The following is a 19,933-nucleotide window of genomic DNA, read 5'->3' on the forward strand; positions in this document are numbered from 1 at the left end:
GGATAGCCGCCGCGGGCAAGGAAAACTTGCGTCAGCTGGCCGCGCGGCGGCCGATCTCGGCGATGACACCGTGCAGCCGCGGACGCGCTGGATCGAACTGTCCGGTGTGCAGGAAAGCGATGGTCTGCCGGAACGACGTCGGATGCACCAGCAGGCCCATATGCGAGGCCTTGATCACGGTGTAGTCCGTCATCTCGGCGAGCTTGCAGCTCTCGACCGAGACACGGCCGTCGTTCGGCCATGGCAGCAGGAACAGGCCGGCGATCGGATCGAGGAAACGGTTTCCGGCGATCACACCAATCTCGTAATCGGCGGGCGGCAGAGAGGCGAGCGTGACGTCTTTCGCCGTCACCAGCTGCAGGCCGGCCGGACCGAAATAGGTGCGATAGAGCCCGACATTCTGCAGCCGGTCGGCGAGCTCGCTGCCGCCATTGGGCGTTCCCAGCATGACGACACGGCCGAGCCGCGCCGGCCGATGCTTCGCGATCGCGACCCGTGCCAGCAGGCCGCCCATCGAATGGGTGACGAAGTGGATCGGGCCGTCGATCCCGGCGGCAAAATCGGCGATCGCCGGACGGATGTCCTCGGCAAGAAACTCGAGCGGCTTCTTGCGGCTTTCATAGTCGAGGTTCAACGTCGCAAAACCAGCTCGCTGCAGCCGCTTTTCCAGCGGACGCAGCATCAATGATCGGCCGGCGATTCCATGCAGCAGGACGACCCCCGCGTCGCGGTGGCCAATGTGCTGAGAACGCCGGCGCAGCGATGCAATCACGCGACTTCCCGCTCTTCCGGCTCACGCTCGACCGTGGCTGTTGCCGCACTCGCCTCGGCGAGCGCCTTGGCGCCGACATAGTCGGTCTTGCCAGAACCGAGCAGCGGGATCTTGTCGACCACCATCACGACGGCCGGCACCGCCAGCTCCGGCGCGCCTTGCGCCTTGGCCTGGCGCTGCATCGCGGAGCGCTCGGCATCCTTCTGCGTCGTGATCAGCACGATGCGCTCGCCCTTGCGCTGGTCGGGAATCGAGACCGCGACCGATGCCGCTTGCAGCCATAGCGTCGCGGCAATCTGCTCAACCACCGTCAGCGACACCATCTCGCCGGCGATCTTGGCAAAGCGCTTGGCGCGGCCCTTGATCGTGATGAAGCCTTGCGCGTCGATGGTGACGATGTCGCCGGTGTCGTGCCAGCCCTCCGGCAGTGCCTCCAGCACACCCGGATTTTCGGCTCTGACATAGCCGAGCATGACGTTGGGGCCACGGACCGAGAGGCGTCCGCCCTCCTCGATGCCCGGCACCTTGTCGAGCCGGTACTCCATCAGCGGCGACAGGCGGCCGACGGTGCCGACACGGTTGGCCATCGGCGTGTTCATCGCCAGCACCGGCGCGGTCTCCGTGACGCCATAGCCTTCGAGAACGCGGATGCCATAACGCTCCATGTAGATCTGCCGTGTCCGGTCCTTGACCGGCTCGGCGCCGGCGATGACCAGCCGCAGGGTACGGAAATCATAGGCGTGGGCGGAGCGCGCGTAACCAGTCAGGAAGGTGTCGGTGCCGAACAAGATGGTGGCGCCGGTCTGGTAGATCAGTTCGGGCACGATCCGGTAGTGCAGCGGCGACGGGTACATATAGATGGGGATGCCCGCCAACATGGGCATCATCATGCCGCCGGTGAGGCCGAAGGAGTGGAACACCGGCAAAACATTGAACACAAGATCGTTAGCGTTGGCGTCAACCCTCGCCAATGCCTGCGCAGCATTCGCCAGAATGTTGCGATGGGACAGGACAACGCCCTTCGGCGTGCCTTCGGAGCCGGACGTGAACAGAATCACGGCGGGGTGGTCGGCATTGCGGCCGACGCGCGGCTTGGTGCCGTCGATCATACCCTTGATCTTGTCGGCAAAGCTGACGGAGGCCTTGACGTCCTCGAGATAGACCAGACGGGCCTGCCCCTCGATCGCCGCGATCAGCTTGTCGAGCTTGCCCTTCTCGATGAAGGCCCGCGACGTCAGAACGGTCGTGACCTGCGCCGCCTTCATCGCCGCCAGCACGTTCACCGGGCCGGCGGAGAAATTCAGCATTGCCGGCACGCGGCCGATCGACTGCAGCGCCATGAACACCACGGCGACGCCGGCGGAGTTCGGCAGCAACAGGCCGATGTTCTCGCCCACCATCGTGCCCTGCTCGAGCTTGCGGCTGAGCACCTGCGAGCCAAGCAGCAGCTTTCGATAGGTCAGCTTGGTGCCGAGCGGATCCTCGATCATCACCTTGCCGGTGTCGTGGTCGCGATGGGCATGGGCGAGCGCCTCGAACAGCGTTCGATCCAGCATGGCGTTCTTCACCATGGCTTCGATCATCACGTCCTGCAGCGCAGCGCCAGCTGCATTGCGGCGGGTCTTGCCCTTGAGAGCCGCATCGATGGTGAGCTTCACCGGCGGCAGGATCGTCACCGTCACCTTGGGAAACCACGAGCGCTTGATCTGGCCATCCTTGAGATAGCTGAGATGCGAGCGCTGCGCGCCCTCGATGCGGACCGGCACCACGACGGCGTCGGCCTTGTCGGCGATCATCGCGGTGCCGTCATAGACCTTCATCAGCGAGCCCGACACCGTGATGCGGCCCTCCGGGAAGATCACCACCGGTTCCTGGCTGGCGACCAGCTTGATCAGATCGCGAGCACCGAGCGGCTTGGTCGGGTCGATCGTGATGTGGCTCACCAGTTTCAGGAAGACCTTCGCCCACCAGGCCTTGGAGATCCCGGTGTCGACGGCAAAGGTGGCATCGATCGGCAGCACCGCGTGGAGCAGCGGACCGTCGATCAGGCTGACATGGTTCGGCGCGATCAGCATGCGGGTGCCGGCCGGCGGCAGGTTCTCCAGCCCACGCACCTCAGTGCGGAACAGCGCGCGGAACAGCATCGCGCCGAAGTCGCGCACGCCCTCCCTGCCCCATTTGGTGAGCACGAACCAGACGGCGCCGAAGCTCGCCAAGGCCAGACCGAAGAAGATCCAGGCGATCGAGACGCCTGCAGCCTGCAGGCCAGCCACGCCCAGCGAGCCGACCACCATGAAAGCGGCCTGCAGCACGTTGCCGGCGGCGATGACCCGGGCGCGCTCGGTGGGCTCCGACCACGCCTGCACAGCGGCGAACGCAGGAACCACGAAGAGGCCGCCGCCGAAGGCGAACAAGGCGAAATCGAACAGCATGCGCGAGCCTGACCAGGAGCCGATGAATCCCAGCGGCGTGATTCCCTTCGCGATCTCCGTCGTGCCGATCGCCCAGGACAAGTCGAGGCCGAGCACGCCCATGATGATGGCGCCGATCGGCACCAGCGCGAGGTTCGGCCTGACGTGGCTGAGATGCGCGGCGAACAGCGAGCCGATCGCGATGCCGACCGCAAAGATGGCGAGGCACAGGGTGACGACGCCCTCGGTACCGCCGACGACGTCCTTGACCAGGGCCGGCAGCAGCGACAGCACGACGGCACCCACCAGCCAGAACCAGGACACGATCACCATGCCGTCCCACAGCCGGGGCGCGGCATGTAACGACTTCAGAAGGTGCAAGGTCGAGGTCCAGGGGTTGGCTGTGATCCGCAGATCCGGCGCGGACGGCACCGTGTGCGGGATGCGCGAGGCGGAGGCCCAGGAGATGACGGCAAGGCCGATCACCGCGAGAGCGACCCAGCCCATGTGCGAGGAGCCGGAGACAAGCTGGCCGCCGGCGATGGTGCCAATCAGGATGGCCATGAAGGTCGCACCTTCCACTAGCGCATTGCCGGTGGCGAGCTCGCCGACCGTCAGCTGGTCCGGCAGCATGGCGTATTTCACCGGGCCGAACAGCGCGGCGATGACACCGAACATGCCGAGGGCGACGAACAGCAGCGGGATCGAATGCATGAAGAAACCCAGCGCCGCGAAGCCGGCAGCGAATATCTCGGCGAACTTCAGCCTGCGCGCGACGATGCCCTTGACGTACCTGTCGGCCAACTCGCCGCCGAGTCCCGAAAGAATGAAGAATGGGAAGATGAACACCGCACCGGCCACGGTCACCAGCGCATCGCCATGCACGGCCATGGCGCCATAGAGCAGCATGATGACGAGCGCATTCTTCAGGACGTTGTCGTTCAGCGCCGAGGAGAATTGCGCCCAGAACAGCGGGGCAAAACGGCGCGACGACATCAACTGCTTGATCATGGTCGTTTCCTGGTGTGCTGCGGCGGCTCGGCCGCAAGGATGGCAAGAGTCTTGAAGGTTGGTGATGAAATGAGGTGGTGCCGGTGATGCACCCTGTTAGACGCGGTCATGCGGTCTGCCGTTCTGTTGTTGGCCGCCGACCAGCACGAAGAGTAGCCCGAAGGTCGTGTGCAAAAGGCTTATCCAGACCGAGGGCAGCTGGACGGAGGTTATGGGACGCGAGGACATGGTGACCGCTTCCTTGCGTATGAGCCGGGGATTTGAGCCGTGATCAACCCAGCTCACTCAGGTAGTGGAAGCAGCCGAACAGGCCACAGCGGCGAGGCCGGCGTCCCCCGCGAGCAGCTGCGCGAAAAAGCCGGTCTCCGGGCACCCGCCTTGCGCGCCGCGCGGCCAGCAGGCCGGCAACGTCACAGGCGTTGGCGATGCGCTCAACGCGTGCCGCCACAAGGTGAGACGCAGCCCGAGCCAAACCGTTCAGCAACGGCTGGAGATCGACGACGGGAAAAAGCTGCGGACCGCGAAAGCTGAGAACCTACATGGGATCACTCCTTCGATTTTGAGCAACGCTCAAAATCGATATCGCAAAAATGAGCGGCGCTCAAGAAGATTCGATAAGGCGGAGCGATTGGGTAAACGAAGTCTTCCCGGCCGCGGCCAGTACACCAAGGCAGGACATCAAGCCATTGATTCTAAAAATATTTTCGATGACCCGTCCAGGTCGGCGTCACCCGGCCGATTTGCGCAGCCAGACCTTGTTGTCGTGAAAGGCCGCGCCCCCGATCGGCGCGACGGTGTCGGCAGCGGTGAGCACGTTGATGCCCCGCCCCCCGACATGGGCGCGATTGGGATGGATGGATTCGGCGATCAGCACCCCGCGCCGGACTCCGTCGAACAGCCGGGCCGCAAGCGAGGTCTGGCCACGCTCGTTGCCGAGCGTGACGATATCGCCGTCGACAATGCCGAGCGGGGCTGCATCGAGCGGATGGATCATGACGGAGGGTCCCCCTTCCCGCGCCTGCGACGATGGCGTCTCGTTGAAGGAGGTGTTGAGGAACGAGCGCGCGGGGCTGGTCGCAAGCCGAAACGGATGCTGCCGATCGACCTCTTCGGTCACCGCCCAATGGTCGGGCAACGACGGCATGCGTTCAGGATTGCCCATGACGCGGCCGAATAGTGGATGCGCCCAGTCGGCCTTGAAGTGAAATTTCCCGTCGCTGTGCGCGAAGCCGTCGAGATAGTGCGAGGTGCGGAAGTCCGGCTGAAGGTCGCGCCAGACATCGGCCTCGAGCCCGGCGATATCGCCATGGCCGCTCTTCTTCAACGTCGCATCGATCAGCTCGCGCGGCGACATCTCGAAGCCCGGATGCACCGCCCGCAGCCGGCGCGCCAGGCCCTGCAGCACCTCATGATTGGACCGGCACTCGCCGGGCGGGTCGATCAGCTTCGGTCCGATCGAAATGTGCTGATGGCCGCCGCCGTAATAGAGATCGTCATGCTCCATGAACATCGTGGCGGGCAGCACGATATCCGCCATCTGCGCCGTCTCGGTCATGAACTGCTCGTGGACCGCGACGAAAAGATCCTCGCGCGCAAATCCGTTGCGAACCAGCTCCTGCTCGGGCGCCACCGTCATCGGATTGGTGTTCTGGATCAGCATCGCCTTGACCGGCGGACCGCCGCACAACGCTGCTCGATCCCCGGTGAGGATACGCCCAATCTGCGACTGATCGAGAAAGCGGGTGGAATGATCGACGGCATCATGGCCCTCGATGATCGATTCATCGAAATGCCACAGCGCCGCGTTGTTGAAGAAGGCTCCGCCTCCCTCATACTGCCAGGCGCCGGTCACCGCGGGAATGCACGATGCCGCATGCATCTGCGTCGCGCCGTTCCTGCTGCGAGTGAAACCATAACCCAGTCGGAAGAAGGTCCGCTTCGTCTCTCCGACCAGACGGGCGAACGCCTCGATTTCGGCCACGGGAACGCCAGAGATTTGCGATGCCCATTGCGGCGTCCGGGTCTCCAGATGCGCTTCGAGTTCGGCAGGACAATCCGTGTACTTCTCCATATAGGCGCGGTCGGCATAGCCATCGCGAAACAGCACGTGCATCACGCCGCAGGCAAATGCGCCGTCGGTCCCAGGTCGCAGGATGACCTTGATGTCGGCCTGCTTCATGGTCTCATTGTCGTAGACATCGATCGCCGCGATCTTGGCGCCTCGTTCCTTCCGGGCGCGCGCCGCATGAGTCATGACATTGACCTGCGTGTTCACCGGGTTCGTGCCCCAGATCACGACCAGATCCGAGAGCGCCATCTCCCGCGGATCGACGCCGGCAATCTTCCCGGTGCCGATGGCAAAGCCGATGCGCGCGACATTGGCGCAGATCGTGGAGTAGAACCGCGAGTACTTCTTCACATGGGTGAGACGGTTGAGGCCATCGCGCATCACGAGACCCATCGTGCCCGCGTAATAATACGGCCAGACCGACTGAGCGCCAAAGTCGCGCTCCACCTGGAGAAACCGCTCGGCGATCACGTCCAACGCCTCGTCCCAGGAGATGCGTGCAAATTGCCCTGAGCCTTTCGGGCCGACGCGACGCATCGGATGCATCAGCCTCTCAGGATGATGAATCCGCTCGGCATATCTCGCGACCTTGGCGCAAACCACGCCAGCCGTATAGGTCTGCCGTTTCGAGCCGCGAACGCGGCCGATCGTCTTTCGATCGAGCACCTCGACGTCGAGCGCGCAGGCCGACGGACAATCGTGCGGGCAGGTGGAATGGCGGATGTCGACCCGAGTTTGCTGGTTCATGCCCGATTCGTAGCACCAAAGAATGCGTCCGCCGAGAGCATTCGCGAGGCATTCGCATGAACAAGATTCGTGCGTGTCTGCTCCACCGCAAACGTTGGGCCTGCTTCTAGACGCGGCAAGTCACCATCGACAACAACCGATCCGCCGCCAGGGGCAAGGTGAAGACTGCATCAAAAGACGATAGGCTTCTGTTGCGCGCTCGGGGTCGCTCTCCTGCGAACGATCTACGTCGCAGCGCACCATGCCCAGCCCTCAGCTGACCGGCAATTTCGATTGCAAAGCCAGCTTCATATATTAATATATCAGTTGAGGAAACGCACATGTCCAGTCGAGCCCCGAGGAAAATGGCCCCAGCGCCACGGCCTGTGGTTGCCCGCATGCGCCGCAATGGTCGGCCCCGCGGCGCGACAGCAGCGTCACGCATCTACACCGATCTCAGGTCCGAACTCGTGTCGCTCGTGCGCCTGCCGGGGGAGCCGATCTCGGAAGCGCAGATTGCGACGACCTATGGTGTCAGCAGGACACCGGTCCGCGAGGCCATTCTGAAACTCTCCGATGAAGGGCTGGTCGAGATCTTTCCGCAGTCCGGCATCTTCGTCTCGCGCATTCCGGTCGCAGCACTGCCCGAGACCATCATCATCCGAAAGTCTCTCGAAGAGACCACCGCTCGGATGGCCGCCGAGCATGCGACATCGAGCCAGTTGCTCAACCTGCATGCGACCCTCGAGCGTCAGCGCGAGGCCTGCGCCGCAAAGGATCGCGAAGCCTTCCACCAGGCGGACGAGATGTTTCACGCTGGCATCGCCGAGGTCGCGGGCTATCCCGGGATCTGGAAACTGATCGTTCAGGTCAAGGTTCACGTCGACCGCTATCGTCGACTGACCCTGCCGCAGATCGGACGGATGGCCGAAGTGATCGCAGAGCACGAACCAATCCTTCAGGCCATCGAGCGGCGCGATCCGGATCGTGCCCGGGCTGCCATGGCGAGTCATCTGGAACGCCTGCTCGACGACATCTCTGAAATTCAGACCAAGAATCCAGAGTATTTCGATCAACCAAGCTAACGAGATGATCGCATCGAACCTTGCGGCGACACGATCATTCCGTCGGAGAGACGCCATGAAAAGACGCGATTTCATCAGATTGAGCGTGGGCTTTGCGGGCGTTGCAACGCTGCCGCCGATCTCGGCCGCCCTTGGGCAATCGAAGGCGGTGTTCAAGGCATCCGACGTTCAGCCGCCGGGTTATCCGACGGTTGCAGCAACAGAAAACCTCGGCAAAAAGCTTGCAGCGGCAACCAACGGCAGGCTGTCGATCCAGATGTATCCCTCCGCTCAGCTCGGCGGCGAGAAGGAGACCATCGAGCAGACCCAGATCGGGGCGATCCAGATGCTGCGGGTCAGCGCCGGCGCGCTCGGCCCGATCGTCGACGACGTCAACGTCGTCAACATGCCCTTCCTGTTCAAGAGCATCGAACATTCTGAAAAGATGATGGACGGTCCGATCGGTCAGGACCTTCTGGACCGCGTCAGCGCCAATGCCAGCGCAAATCTGGTCGCACTCTGCTGGATGAATTCGGGCGCGCGCAGCATCTACAACACCAAGAAGCCCATCAGGACGGTCGAGGACGTCAAGGGGCTGAAGATCCGCGTGATCGGCAATCCCATCTTCATCGACATGATGAACGCGCTTGGCGGCAACGGCGTCGCGATGGGCTACGATCAGGTCTTCAGCGCGCTGCAGACCGGCGTGATCGACGGGGCCGAAAACAATCCGCCGAGCTACGTCTTCAGCAATCATTACACGGCCGCGAAGTACTATTCGCTCACCCAGCATCTCGTCATTCCGGAAATCCTCGTGTTCTCGAAGCGGTCCTGGGCAAACCTGTCGACCGACGACCAGACCTTGATCAAGAAGTTCGCGCGCGAAGCGCAGATGGAGGAGCGCGAACTCTGGAAGGCCTACGAGCGGGAAGCGATTGAGAAGGCCAAGGCCGGTGGCTCCGAGATCGTCGAAATCGCCAACAAGGCGCCGTTCCAGAAGGCCGTGAAGCCGGTCTGGGACAAATACGGTCCGAAGTACCAAGAAATGATCAAGCGCATTCAGGACATCGCATAGACCGCACGCTCGGTTCGGACGATCAAGAGGCTTACGATGGCCGGACTCTATCGCCGGGCGATGGATGCGCTGTATCCCGTTTGCGTCATCGTGGGCGTAACGGCGCTCGTGCTGATCTCAGCCGTCATCACTTGGGCGGTCTTCACCCGCTACGTCCTGAACAGCGCGGCTTCCTGACCCGAAGCGATGGCCGTCCTGTTGTGCTGGTGCCACCAAACCATAACGCCGTCCTTCACGCGCTCGCGGCCGGCGGGACGATCTCGATCAGCGCACTGTTCATGTCCGCCCCCCGGGAAAATCCAGCTCGCCGTCGGCGGGATACGGCCATCACCGGCTAGGTAGGACGTCGGAAAATGCCTCGCCGCCCCTACTCGTCTTCGTCTTGACCGGCCTCCGCCAATCCGCGTAACGGCTCGGGATTCAGAAGCACGATCGCCCCGTGCTCGAGGCGGACCCAGTCCCGCGCGGCCCATGCACGCAACTGCTTGTTGATGCTCTCCCGCGTCATGCCGACCATTTCGCTGATCTCCTGCTGAGTGATGGCGATGGTGCGGCTTGCGGTATCCAGCTTGCGCTTGTCGGTCAGGCCGAGCAGCGCACTGGCAAGGCGGCGGGGGAGATCCTGAAGGATGACCTGCTCGACCTGGTCGCTGGTCCAGCGCAGCCGATCGCAAAGCAGCTCGATGAATTTCATTGCCAGCACCGGCTGGCTCTTCACGAACGGCAGGAATTCGCGCCGATCGATGACCAGGATCTCGCAGTTCGTATTGGCCGTTGCGTCGGCTGTGCGTTCTCGGCCGTCGAGCACGGCGACTTCGCCGAATATCTCACCCGCGCTGATCAGGTTCAGGATGGCATTGCGGCCGTCGGGCGATGAGACACTGATTTTGACGGTGCCACTGATCACGGCATACAAGCTTGAGCCAGGATCGCCTTTTGAGAAGATGGTTGAACCGCGCTTGAGCGATGTCGGCTTGGCGTAGCGGCAGAGCTGATCGACCGCATCGGCCTCGAGTTCACGAAAAATCGGATGCTGACGCAGCACCGACAGTTTGCCGTTGTTGGTAGGTCGGACGCTCGCCCGCTTTTCCTCAGTCACACCGCATCTCCCAGGCGTCCGAATACCGCCGCCAAGGGAGCTGTCCAAAGCCGGTGGCCAAGGCCCCCCGCGGATGTCAGGGGACTATGGACACGCCTACAGCCACCAGCAAAGACGATCCCTCGGACTTGCGACCACCGATCCTCGATTTCATTGCACTTCGGAATACGGCAGATCGGCGGATTGTCCAGGAAAATGCGGCGAACGCTCAAGGCGAAGCCATCTGCCAATCGACGCCGGAGGCGTTTCCGCCCCCGAGAGGCGGGCCCGGCATACATTGTGCAGCGCGTGAGAGTCGTCCAGCCGCCCGTCGGACCAGCAGCGCTACTCTTCTGAGCGCAAGATGCCGCAGCCCAAGGGCAGCCTGTACGTCACACCCGATGTCTTGTCTGTGAATCAGCCCAAAGCAGGACCGCAGCGAACCCGACAAAAACCCCCACAACTGCAAAGCTGACCATCATAGCGTCGAGCGGCATGTCTCTCTCCCCTGTTCGAGTTTGAGACACAGTTCCCTATCGGCTGCGCGACAGTCCTTGATCCAGATCAATGCAATGCGGGTTTCGCCAGCGACGTCAGGCAGCAGCCATAGCTTCAGCTCGCGCCGAATCTCGAAGCGAGACGCCCCCGGGCAGGATCGCGATGATGCCCTCCCGTTCGAGCTTCGTGAACGTTCGACTGACGGTCTCGATGGTGAGCCCGAGATAGTCGGCGATATCCTGCCGACTCATCGGCAACGGTACCATGTTAGAGGGTCCCCGAAGCTCCACCAGCCGGTCCCTCCAGCCAACGAGGAATGTCGCAACCTTCTCCTCGGCTGATCGGCGCCCGAGAAGTACCATGTGATCACGCGCCTGATTCAGCTCCTGCACGGCCAGTTCGTTCATCCGCCGCAGCAGGTTCGGCTTGTCCTCGGCAAAGCGTCCGAACGGTCCCTTTGCGAACTGGCAGACGGTGACGGGACCGATTGCGTCGGCCGAAAATCCATGCCGTTCCTCCGTCGTCATGCCGACGAAGTCGCCAGGCAGCGCAAATCCGACGATCTGCCTGCGTCCGTCGGGGAGAAGCTTGTAGAGCCTCATGACCCCATCCAATAAATTGTAGAAGCAGGACGACGTATCTTCTTGCGCGAAAACCGTCTCGCAGGTCGTAAAATGGGCCCGGCGGCTGAGCTGCTCGAATTCACGCATTTCGAACTGGTCGAGCGACGCACAGACACTGAATCCCCGCACGGCACAATCGGCACAGGCCTGCCCATGGAAATCGACTGCAACAAGAGACGTCTTCATACGGGGCTCCGCTGGGCCAAGCGCAAGGATATAATGATTGCATTCTAACGGACGCTCGAAGTTCCGATTGATTCAAATCAAACGAACCAACAATCCGGGCCCTATCGTGGCCGCCATTGCCAGCGCCAACGGACATTGTGAATGCAGCGGCTTGTTCTGTGCCACCTTCTCGCCGCGATAGCGTTGGCGACCCCCTCCTACGCGGCGTCGACGTCGCAGCAACGTGGGCAGGCCTTCGCGAAGGCCCACTGCGCACGATGTCATGCCATCGGTCGAACGGGAGAGAGTCCCTTCGAACCGGCACCCCCGTTCCGAAACCTGCATCTCCGCTACCCGATCGAATCACTGGGCGAAGCGCTCGCGGAGGGGATCGTGACTGGTCACCCGGCCATGCCCCAATTCCAGCTTGCGCCGCCGCAGATCCACGATCTGCTTTCGTATTTGAAGAGCTTGGAATAGCCCCGTCGATTCAGAGCGCCTGTATCGTCCAGGTCAGAATCGATTTGGCAACCCGGCCGAAGGCCTCGTTGAAGGCGGACACGGCACCAGCAGGATCAAGCCGCGCAACGGGCTGGTTTTCGTCAAACAGCCGTGACGCGATGACCTTGCCGTTCTTGTCGACGAGGCGAGCCGACAGACCAATCTCCGCCGCGGCGGTGTCCCCATTGATACGGAAACGGCGGACATCGATCAGCAGCTGAAAATCCGGCTGGCCGAGATCGGATGTCCGCAGCGGAGCGTGGGCCACATCGTAATTCTCGAAGGCATCGATCAGACGTGACTGCAATAACTTGGGGATGCTGTCAGCCCAGAGGAAATCACCGAACCCCGGGTAGTCCTTTGTCGGCGTGAACAGCATGCGTTGAGTCTGCAGCATCGCCACGGCCGTGGGCTCAGGAATCGCGAGCTGCCCCTTGATGGTCTTGTTGACCGGCCCCAGTTCTCGCGGCGCGCTCAGATCATAGGTGACCTTCTGTGCTGGAGCGCCGCCTCCCGTCATTTTTTCCAGACCCGAGACGATTCCATCGAGCTTGCCGGTATTCCGCGCAAGGCCGTCCGAGAATGTCTTGAGGTTGGCGATCGTGTCTTTGAGCGGCCCGGCATTCTCCGCAAGCACTGCGTCGACGCGCCGCAGGGCGTCCCGGGCGGCCTGCGTCATGCTTTGTCCGGCGCCCGGTTCTGCAATCAGTGTCGATATGGCACTCGCCGCTCCTGCCGACGAGCCGCCCTCCAGCGCGATCACCGGCACTCCTGTCAGCCCCTGGAATTCCAGACCCACCTTGGTGTCGGCGCGCACGGGAGTCGTCGACGCCACGGAAATCGTTGCGTTGACCCGACGCGGATCGTTCGGCGCCAGGCCCAGCTCAGTCACCTCGCCGACCCGAATTCCGTTGAACAGAACGGCAGCCCCGACCAGCAGGCCGGGCACTGAGCCCTCGAACTGCACGTGATAGGTCGTGCGAGGCCCGAGTCCTCCAGTGTTGTTGAGCCAGTAAACGAAGCCAAAGATCGCGACGATGGCCGCCAGCACGAAGCCGCCGATGACAGCGAAAGGCGCACGGGTTTCCATCTTTCAACTCGCTTTTGGTTGCAGCATCTGGGATCGCTTGCCGTGAAAATAGGCTCTGACCCAAGGGTGTTCTGATCGAAGGAGATCGCTCATAGGGCCAATTGCCACGATCTTGCCGTCGGCCAAAGCAGCGACCCGGTCGCAGACCGTGTTCAGACTGGCGAGATCGTGCGTCACCATGAACACCGTCAATCCCAACGTCAGTTGGAGCGTCTTGATCAGGGCGTCGAAATCGCCGGCGGAAATCGGATCGAGGCCGGAGGTCGGCTCGTCAAGAAATACGATCGCCGGATCGAGAGCGAGCGCCCGCGCCAGCGCGGCGCGCTTCGTCATGCCGCCGGATAGTTCGGCTGGGAATTTATCACCGTCCTCTGCGCGAAGGCCGACCATTTCGAGCTTGGCTATCGCGATCTCATCCATCAAGCCCTGCGACATCTGCAGGCTCTCGCGCAGCGGAAATTGAACGTTCTGTTTGACCGTCAGAGACGAGAACAGAGCTCCCTGCTGGAACAGAATTCCCCAACGCCTCGCCGCAGCCTGTGTCGTCCGCTCTTCGGCGCCACCAAGGGGTGTCCCCATGACCTCGATGGTCCCGCTGCGCCGAGGAATGAGGCCGATGATCGTCCGCATCAGGACGGATTTCCCGCCGCCTGACGCGCCAACCAAGCCGAGAATCTCACCGCGACGAACGTCGAGCGAAAGATCGTTCAGAACGAGCTGCCGGCCGAACCCGACGACGAGATCGGTCACGCGGATCGCGCTGGACACTCCAAGATCATCCATTGCTACATTCCAATGGACGCAAAAAACACGGCGAACAGACCGTCGAGCACGATGACCAGGAAAATGGACTTCACCACGGATGTCGTGGTTTGTTGCCCCAGCGATTCGGCACTACCTTTCACACGAAGTCCTTCACTGCAGGCAACAATGCCGATCACCAAGGCCATGAACGGGGCCTTCAATATTCCCACTTCGAAATGGGTGACCGAGATGGCATCGTGTAGCCGGGCGATGAAGATTGCCGGTCCCATGCCGCCATAGAGCTGGGCCACCAGCCCTCCCCCATACAGGCCAGCCATCGAGCCGATGAAGGCGAGAATTGGCAAGGTCAAGATCAACGCAACGATGCGGGGCAGGATCAGCACCTCGACGGGATCCAGCCCCATCGTCACCAGCGCATCGATCTCCTCGCGCATCTTCATCGATCCAAGTTCTGCCGTGTAGGCGCTTCCCGATCGCCCTGCCACCATGATCGCGACGATCAGAACGCCAAGCTCGCGCAGGACCAGAATTCCCACCATATCGACCACGTAGGATTCGGCACCAAAACGTCGAAAATGGAAGATCCCCTGCTGGGCGATGATGGCGCCGATCAGGAAAGTGATCAACGCCACGATTGGAATAGCCTGCCATCCGATGCGGTACATCTGATAGACGAGGGAGGTCACGCGCAAAGATTGCGGCCGGCGTAGCGTTCGCAGCAGAGCAAAGGATAGCGCGGCCAACATGTCCAGGAACACTTTGACGTCCTGGGCTGCCCCCAGACTCGAACGACCGAGGTCCGTGAGTTTGGCGAGGACAGGATTCAGTCTCGGTGCCGGCTCGACCGCTCGTCGATTGACCTGCCGGACCTCCTCGACCAGGCCGATGTAGTTTTCTGCCACCCCGGTCATCTCGACCCGACGACCGCCAGCGGCGGCACGGCGGCTGAGCTTCTCGAGCAACCAGGCACCGACGGTATCGATCTCGCTCACGGCACCCAGATCAAGCTTCACGGCTTTCGCACTGTTGACCCTGGTGCCGGCAGAGCTGGTCAAACTCTCGAGCTCCGCCACGTTGAGGGACACCCATGATCCGCTCGGACGAAGCTCAAGCACATCCTCCGTCGTCGCGGCCGTCAGTCCCGGATGAGCACGCAATTGGATGTCTCCCTCAGTCGGCGTGCCGAGGCACACCCGTTCCTAGATCCGGCCGATCTGCCTCGCTTGATCTGCGTCAATGCCGTCAGCGCAACGGGTTGAGCGAAATCAAGCATCGCGCCGGACTGCGTTCTACAGTGATTTTGACGCGAGGACAAAACATGGCTATCGACCCGACGACGCTCAGGACCGAGTTGGACAGCCTGACGCGTGAGCTAAGCCAGCTGCTGCGGGGCGCGGGGGCGCCGCGTGGCAACCCGGACGCGCAACCAGCCGCCGGAATGCTCGCTGCAGCGATCGAGGCGCTGGACATGCGTCTAAGTGAGACAGACGTTCAGGTGGAGCGGATGATCAGGGACCGTCCGATCGTGGCGACAGCTTCGGCCTTCGCCCTCGGTCTTGCCGTTGGCCTCCTACTGCGGAGAACTTAAGTGGATACCGAGAATGTCGTTAAACATTTGCGCCTTCTCTGGCGGACGGACCGGGTCATTGCCGACATCAGGCTCCGGCACCTGCTCGTCGGGCTCGGCCTCCGGGCCTTTGCGGCGCTGATTGCCGTCTTTGGCCTCCTGATGTTCGAGCTGGCGGCCTATCTTGCATTGGTCCAGATCACCTCCGCGGTCGTGGCAGCCGCAGCACTCGGAGCCTGCAATGTCGCGATTGCGGTGATCCTGCTGATCATCGCATCCCGTGCACCGTCCGGCAGGGAACTCGAACTAGCCAACGAGATTCACTCCTCGTCCATGGACTCGCTGCAATTGGAAGCACGAGCTCTGCAGGCCCAGATCTCGAGCGTGGTCAATCATCCGCTCAACAGCCTCATTCCGCTGCTCATCGTTCCCATTGCGACGATGATCATCAGAACTCTCCGCTCGCATGGCGGCTCCGAAGGCGAGGCGGCGAGCCCGCCGCCCAACGACCGCCGTGCGACTTGAACCCATCCTTCTGAAGCAGGTGAGAGGCAATCGAAGCCTGAGCTCAAAGCCTGAGCTTGACGTTGCAGAGGTCGCGTTCGGTCGGATCGGTTTTGACCTCGAAACCGAGGTTCCTGCACATCTCCAGCATGACGACATTCTCCTGCAGCACGTCGCCGGAAATCATCTTCAGGCCTTCGGCCTTGGCGTATTCGATGATCAGCTGCATCAACGCCCAGCCGAGTCCGCGTCCCTTGAGATCCGACCGCAACAGGATCGCGTACTCCCCGCTCTCGTAAACCGAGTCGGAGTGAATCCTCACGACGCCGACCAGCTCGTTGGTCGCTTCATCGAGAGCCACAAAAGCCATCGCGCGCGCATAGTCGAGCTGTGTCAGGCGCGCGATGAACTCGTGCGTGAACTCCTTCATGGGGGCAAAGAATCGAAGACGCAGGTCTTCCGCGGTGACATGCTTGAGGAACTCATGAATGGTTGGCTCATCCTCGGGTCGGATCGGTCGCGCAAGGATTCGCCAGCCGTCCTTGACTTGGAGATGCCGTTCCCATTGGCTCGGATACGGCCGAACGGCGAAATTCGATGGACCAGAGCCTTTGAATTTCGGCGGAACCCTGCCGACGGCGACGCGCGCATCGACGGCCATGACGCCACTCTCATCCGCGAGCAGCGGATTGATATCGAGCTCGCGAATCTCGGGAACGTCTGCTGCAAGCTGCGCAAGCTTGACCAGCACCAGTGCGACTGCATCGGGCTTGACCGCCGGGACATCACGATAGGCGTGCAGCAATCGTGAGACGCGCGTCCGCTCGATGAGGTTGCGCGCCAGATGGAGATCGAGCGGAGGCAGACCGAGCGCTTTGTCGTTGATGATCTCGACGGCGGTACCGCCCCTGCCGAACACGATCACGGTTCCGAAGGTTGGATCGTCGGCAATGCCCATGATCAGCTCCCGCGCCTTGGCGCGGACGATCATGGCTTGCACGATCACGCCGGAAATCCGTGCGTCGGGCCGAACGGCCCTCGCGCGGGCCATGATCTCGTTCGCCGCGTTACGCACGGCCTCGGCCGTGGTCAGATTGAGCACGACACCGCCGACGTCGGACTTGTGAATGATGTCTCTCGACAAAATCTTGAGCACGACAGTTGTGCCCTGAGCGAACAACTGCTCCGCATACCCGACCGCCTCGTCGACCGAAGCCGCCGCGAACGTCGGCACCATCGCAATATCGTAGGCCTCCAGCAGGCGACTGATCTCGACCGGATCGAGCCAAGTCCTCCCGTCAGCGAGGGCCGTCGCTACAATTTTGCGGGCTGCCTCGACGTCGGGCGCAAAAGAGCTCGGCATGGCCGGCGGGACAGCGGCAAGCGATTCGACCACCTCCCGATGACGAACGAGATGCATGAAACCACGAACGGCATCGTCCTCGGTTGGGTAGTTCGGAATTCCTGCCCCGCTCAAGGTTTCGATGACCGGCTGCTCCGCACCGACCCATGCCGCCAGAACCGGCTTTGCCCAGCGCTGGTGCTGCTTTCGATAGGTACTGACGAACTCGGTGACAGCCGTGGCAATGGCGCTCGCGGATGCAATCGCGGTCTGAACGTTCATGACGAGAATTGCATCGTTGGCTCGATCGGCGAGCAGCGCCTCGAGCGCGAGCGTGTAGCGTGCGGCATCGGCATCGCCGACGATGTCGACCGGGTTGGATCCGGACCAGGTCGGCGGCAGGATGGCATCGAGTTTGTCGTGGACGACCGGCGAAAGTGCGGCAGGCACGCCTCCGAGCTCGACCAGTCGATCCACGGCGAGCACGCCGATCCCGCCGCCATTCGTGAGAATGGCGAGCCTCTTGCCCATGGGCGACTCCACCCGCCCCAGCGTTTCGGCGCAGTCGAACAGCTCGCGCAGATCGGAGACCCGCAGAACGCCGGCCCGGCGAAAAGCCGCATCGTAGACGGCATCCGCTCCCGCCAGCGCGCCCGTATGTGTCGCCGCAGCTCGCGCACCGACGGCACCGCGGCCCGATTTCACGACCACAACCGGCTTGACCCTTGCCGCCGCTCGCGCCGCGGACATGAACTTTCGAGCGTCCTTGACAGCTTCGACGTAGAGCAGGATCGCGCGGGTCCCACCGTCCAACGCGAAATGGTCCAGAAGATCTGAGAGATCGACGTCCAACTGGTCGCCGATCGAGACGATTCCGGAAAACCCAACACGGCGCTGAGCAGCCCAATCTACCATCCCCGCCGCGATAGCGCCGGACTGTGAAATGAGCGCCAGGCTACCTACAACCGGCATGTGCGCCGAAAAGCTCGCATTGAGCTTGATGGTCGGCATCATGATGCCGAGACAGTTCGGTCCAATGAGGCGCATGCCGTATTTCTGCGCTGCCTTCTCGGTCTGGTCGGCAAGCGACCCCTCTCCGTGTCCCAGACCCGAGGTAATGATCAGAGCTCCTGCCGTCCCCAACGCGCCTGCGCGATCGATGAGATCCGGGATCGAAGGGGGTGGCGTCGTGATCACCACCAGTTCCGGCACGAACGCCAGTTCGGCGAGACTGCCAACGGCTGCGATATTGGATATCTCCCGATAGCGAGAATTGACCAGGCCAAGCTTGCCCTCGAACCGCGCCTTGACGATATTGTCGAGAATGGCCTTCCCTACCGAGTTCGGTCGCGGACTCCCTCCGATCAGAGCGATGGAGCGTGGCAAAAGCAGGTTCCGCAATCGGTAGGTCGACATTTGCACGTCCAACATCAGTTGGTGAAAGGCGGGTGAATCCCGAGGATTGATCTTAGTTTCAATCCGCAGCGGGTCTAGCGCGACTTATCATCCCAGCATAGTCACGGAGGCGATACCGCTCCGTTCCCTGACTGCACCTGCCGGCTCTGCTCGGTAGGCCGCAGTATTCGTACCAAGTCCTTGATGAGCATCAAACGATTGCCGGGCTGATTATCTTATTACCCTGCAACTTCGTCCGGGAGGCTCTCCGATGCGAGCGATGGTTCTGCGAAAGCCTGGAGCGCCTCTGCAGCCCGAGACGCTCGCGGACCCCGATCCTGGTCCCGGTGAGATCCGCGTCAAGGTCAGGGCATGCGGCGTGTGTCGCACTGACCTGCATGTGTACGACGGTGAGCTTCCCGACATTCGGTATCCGATCGTCCCCGGACACGAGATCGTCGGTCATGTCGACCAGATTGGTCCTGGTGTGACGACGCACAAGCTCGGCGCGCGCGTCGGAATTCCATGGCTGGGGCATACGTGCGGCCATTGCATGTTCTGCGCACGAGGTATGGAAAATCTCTGCGACCAGCCCACGTTTACCGGCTACACACGCAACGGCGGCTATGCAACCCACGCCGTCGTGGACGCAAATTTCGCATTCCCGCTCGACGGTTTGGAGGATGACATTGCCATCGCTCCGTTGCTGTGCGCCGGCCTGATCGGCTGGCGGTCTCTGGTCATGGCAGGGAAAGCCGAGAGGCTTGGCATCTACGGATTCGGCGCGGCCGGTCACATCGTTGCCCAGGTGGCCCGCTGGCAGGGGCGCCAGATCTATGCGTTCACCCGCGAGCACGACCAAGCTGCGCAGGATTTCGCGCGCCAACTTGGCGCCACATGGGCCGGAGCGGCGGGCCAGCGTCCCGATGTTGCTCTGGACGCGGCCATCATCTACGCGCCGGCTGGCGAGCTTGTTCCGGCCGCTCTGCGGGCTGTTCGGAAGGGTGGCCGGGTGGTCTGCGCAGGTATTCATATGAGCGACATTCCGACGTTCCCGTATTCCCTCCTCTGGGGAGAACGCCAGGTGGTGTCTGTCGCCAACCTGACGCGACAAGACGGTCTCGATTTCCTGCGGGTCGCGCAGCAGGCTCAAATACGGACCCATACGACGCCCTATCCGCTGTCCGACGCAAATGACGTTCTGGCCCGCCTGAGGCGGGGTGACGTCGTCGGCGCGGCGGTGCTTATCCCGGACTTTTGAAATGAACGTGGCAACAC

At 62.3% G+C, this 19,933-nt stretch carries 15 protein-coding genes; 6 read left to right on the plus strand and 9 right to left on the minus strand.

Going from position 1 to position 19,933, the window contains the following annotated elements; translation table 11 throughout:
- Positions 1–31 precede the first annotated feature (31 nt).
- The 3 genes from QW868_RS11080 to QW868_RS11090 all read right to left on the minus strand — a co-directional run bounded on the left by QW868_RS11080 (position 32) and on the right by QW868_RS11090 (position 7,009).
- Positions 32–769 carry an esterase/lipase family protein gene (locus QW868_RS11080; RefSeq protein WP_316230577.1) on the minus strand — a complete coding sequence of 246 codons (738 nt, stop codon included), beginning with the start codon at positions 767–769 and terminating at the stop codon, positions 32–34.
- The gene (locus tag QW868_RS11085) at positions 769–4,194 is read right to left on the minus strand and encodes an acyl-[ACP]--phospholipid O-acyltransferase (RefSeq protein WP_316230559.1); all 3,426 of its coding nucleotides are present in this window, start codon (positions 4,192–4,194) and stop codon (positions 769–771) included. Before QW868_RS11085 ends, QW868_RS11080 begins: the two co-directional genes overlap by 1 nt.
- A 727-nt stretch (positions 4,195–4,921) precedes the next feature.
- Positions 4,922–7,009, minus strand: a complete 2,088-nt coding sequence (locus QW868_RS11090; protein ID WP_316230560.1) for a molybdopterin oxidoreductase family protein — start codon at positions 7,007–7,009, stop codon at positions 4,922–4,924.
- A 377-nt stretch (positions 7,010–7,386) separates the two neighbouring features.
- Between QW868_RS11090 and QW868_RS11095 the strand changes: the two genes are divergently transcribed.
- From QW868_RS11095 to QW868_RS11105, 3 genes are read left to right on the plus strand one after another with little or no spacing between them, the layout of a single operon-like run.
- Entirely contained in the window at positions 7,387–8,073 is a 687-nt protein-coding gene (locus QW868_RS11095; RefSeq protein ID WP_315756124.1) for a GntR family transcriptional regulator, read from the plus strand.
- A gap of 55 nt (positions 8,074–8,128) precedes the next feature.
- Positions 8,129–9,127 (plus strand): TRAP transporter substrate-binding protein, encoded by a 999-nt coding sequence (locus QW868_RS11100; RefSeq protein ID WP_315771494.1) that lies wholly within the window; start codon positions 8,129–8,131, stop codon positions 9,125–9,127.
- A gap of 36 nt (positions 9,128–9,163) precedes the next feature.
- Entirely contained in the window at positions 9,164–9,304 is a 141-nt protein-coding gene (locus QW868_RS11105) for a hypothetical protein (protein WP_316230561.1), read from the plus strand.
- A 190-nt stretch (positions 9,305–9,494) separates the two neighbouring features.
- Here QW868_RS11105 and QW868_RS11110 read toward each other — a convergent pair whose 3' ends face one another.
- Positions 9,495–10,226, minus strand: coding sequence for a Crp/Fnr family transcriptional regulator (locus QW868_RS11110; RefSeq protein WP_315739031.1), 732 nt, complete (start codon positions 10,224–10,226; stop codon positions 9,495–9,497).
- A 572-nt stretch (positions 10,227–10,798) separates the two neighbouring features.
- Positions 10,799–11,512, minus strand: coding sequence for a helix-turn-helix domain-containing protein (locus tag QW868_RS11115; RefSeq protein ID WP_315782844.1), 714 nt, complete (start codon positions 11,510–11,512; stop codon positions 10,799–10,801).
- Between the two features lie 141 nt (positions 11,513–11,653).
- Here QW868_RS11115 and QW868_RS11120 point away from each other — a divergent pair, with 141 nt between their 5' ends.
- Complete coding sequence (locus tag QW868_RS11120; protein WP_316230562.1) at positions 11,654–11,971, plus strand: cytochrome c; 318 nt, start codon at positions 11,654–11,656, stop codon at positions 11,969–11,971.
- A gap of 10 nt (positions 11,972–11,981) precedes the next feature.
- Here QW868_RS11120 and QW868_RS11125 read toward each other — a convergent pair whose 3' ends face one another.
- From QW868_RS11125 to QW868_RS11135, 3 genes are read right to left on the minus strand one after another with little or no spacing between them, the layout of a single operon-like run.
- A complete protein-coding gene (locus QW868_RS11125) occupies positions 11,982–13,082 on the minus strand; it encodes an ABC-type transport auxiliary lipoprotein family protein (protein WP_315782846.1) in 1,101 nt (366 codons plus the stop codon).
- Positions 13,083–13,085: 3 nt separating this feature from the next.
- Positions 13,086–13,865 carry an ABC transporter ATP-binding protein gene (locus QW868_RS11130; RefSeq protein ID WP_315739035.1) on the minus strand — a complete coding sequence of 260 codons (780 nt, stop codon included), beginning with the start codon at positions 13,863–13,865 and terminating at the stop codon, positions 13,086–13,088.
- Between the two features lie 2 nt (positions 13,866–13,867).
- A complete protein-coding gene (locus QW868_RS11135) occupies positions 13,868–15,004 on the minus strand; it encodes an MlaE family lipid ABC transporter permease subunit (protein WP_316230563.1) in 1,137 nt (378 codons plus the stop codon).
- A 431-nt stretch (positions 15,005–15,435) separates the two neighbouring features.
- On the opposite strand from QW868_RS11135, the gene QW868_RS11140 reads away from it, so the two are divergent.
- Entirely contained in the window at positions 15,436–15,939 is a 504-nt protein-coding gene (locus QW868_RS11140; protein ID WP_315777050.1) for a phage holin family protein, read from the plus strand.
- A gap of 43 nt (positions 15,940–15,982) precedes the next feature.
- Here QW868_RS11140 and QW868_RS11145 read toward each other — a convergent pair whose 3' ends face one another.
- A complete protein-coding gene (locus QW868_RS11145) occupies positions 15,983–18,676 on the minus strand; it encodes a bifunctional acetate--CoA ligase family protein/GNAT family N-acetyltransferase (protein ID WP_316230564.1) in 2,694 nt (897 codons plus the stop codon).
- 250 nt (positions 18,677–18,926) lie between these two features.
- On the opposite strand from QW868_RS11145, the gene QW868_RS11150 reads away from it, so the two are divergent.
- Complete coding sequence (locus tag QW868_RS11150) at positions 18,927–19,916, plus strand: zinc-dependent alcohol dehydrogenase family protein (RefSeq protein ID WP_316230565.1); 990 nt, start codon at positions 18,927–18,929, stop codon at positions 19,914–19,916.
- Positions 19,917–19,933: the final 17 nt, after the last annotated feature.

Source organism: Bradyrhizobium sp. SZCCHNR1051 (assembly GCF_032489615.1).
In the GTDB taxonomy this organism is placed as follows: Bacteria; Pseudomonadota; Alphaproteobacteria; order Rhizobiales; family Xanthobacteraceae; genus Bradyrhizobium.

What these genes read in the sequence shown, in the direction of transcription:
- QW868_RS11090 (WP_316230560.1), bottom strand. Translation starts at nt 7,009, where the DNA reads ATGAACCAGCAAACTCGGGTCGACATCCGCCATTCCACCTGCCCGCAC.
- QW868_RS11130 (WP_315739035.1), bottom strand. Translation starts at nt 13,865, where the DNA reads ATGGATGATCTTGGAGTGTCCAGCGCGATCCGCGTGACCGATCTCGTC.
- QW868_RS11115 (WP_315782844.1), bottom strand. Translation starts at nt 11,512, where the DNA reads ATGAAGACGTCTCTTGTTGCAGTCGATTTCCATGGGCAGGCCTGTGCC.
- QW868_RS11095 (WP_315756124.1), top strand. Translation starts at nt 7,387, where the DNA reads ATGCGCCGCAATGGTCGGCCCCGCGGCGCGACAGCAGCGTCACGCATC.
- QW868_RS11105 (WP_316230561.1), top strand. Translation starts at nt 9,164, where the DNA reads ATGGCCGGACTCTATCGCCGGGCGATGGATGCGCTGTATCCCGTTTGC.
- QW868_RS11125 (WP_315782846.1), bottom strand. Translation starts at nt 13,082, where the DNA reads ATGGAAACCCGTGCGCCTTTCGCTGTCATCGGCGGCTTCGTGCTGGCG.
- QW868_RS11120 (WP_316230562.1), top strand. Translation starts at nt 11,654, where the DNA reads ATGCAGCGGCTTGTTCTGTGCCACCTTCTCGCCGCGATAGCGTTGGCG.
- QW868_RS11145 (WP_316230564.1), bottom strand. Translation starts at nt 18,676, where the DNA reads ATGTCGACCTACCGATTGCGGAACCTGCTTTTGCCACGCTCCATCGCT.
- QW868_RS11150 (WP_316230565.1), top strand. Translation starts at nt 18,927, where the DNA reads ATGCGAGCGATGGTTCTGCGAAAGCCTGGAGCGCCTCTGCAGCCCGAG.
- QW868_RS11085 (WP_316230559.1), bottom strand. Translation starts at nt 4,194, where the DNA reads ATGATCAAGCAGTTGATGTCGTCGCGCCGTTTTGCCCCGCTGTTCTGG.
- QW868_RS11100 (WP_315771494.1), top strand. Translation starts at nt 8,129, where the DNA reads ATGAAAAGACGCGATTTCATCAGATTGAGCGTGGGCTTTGCGGGCGTT.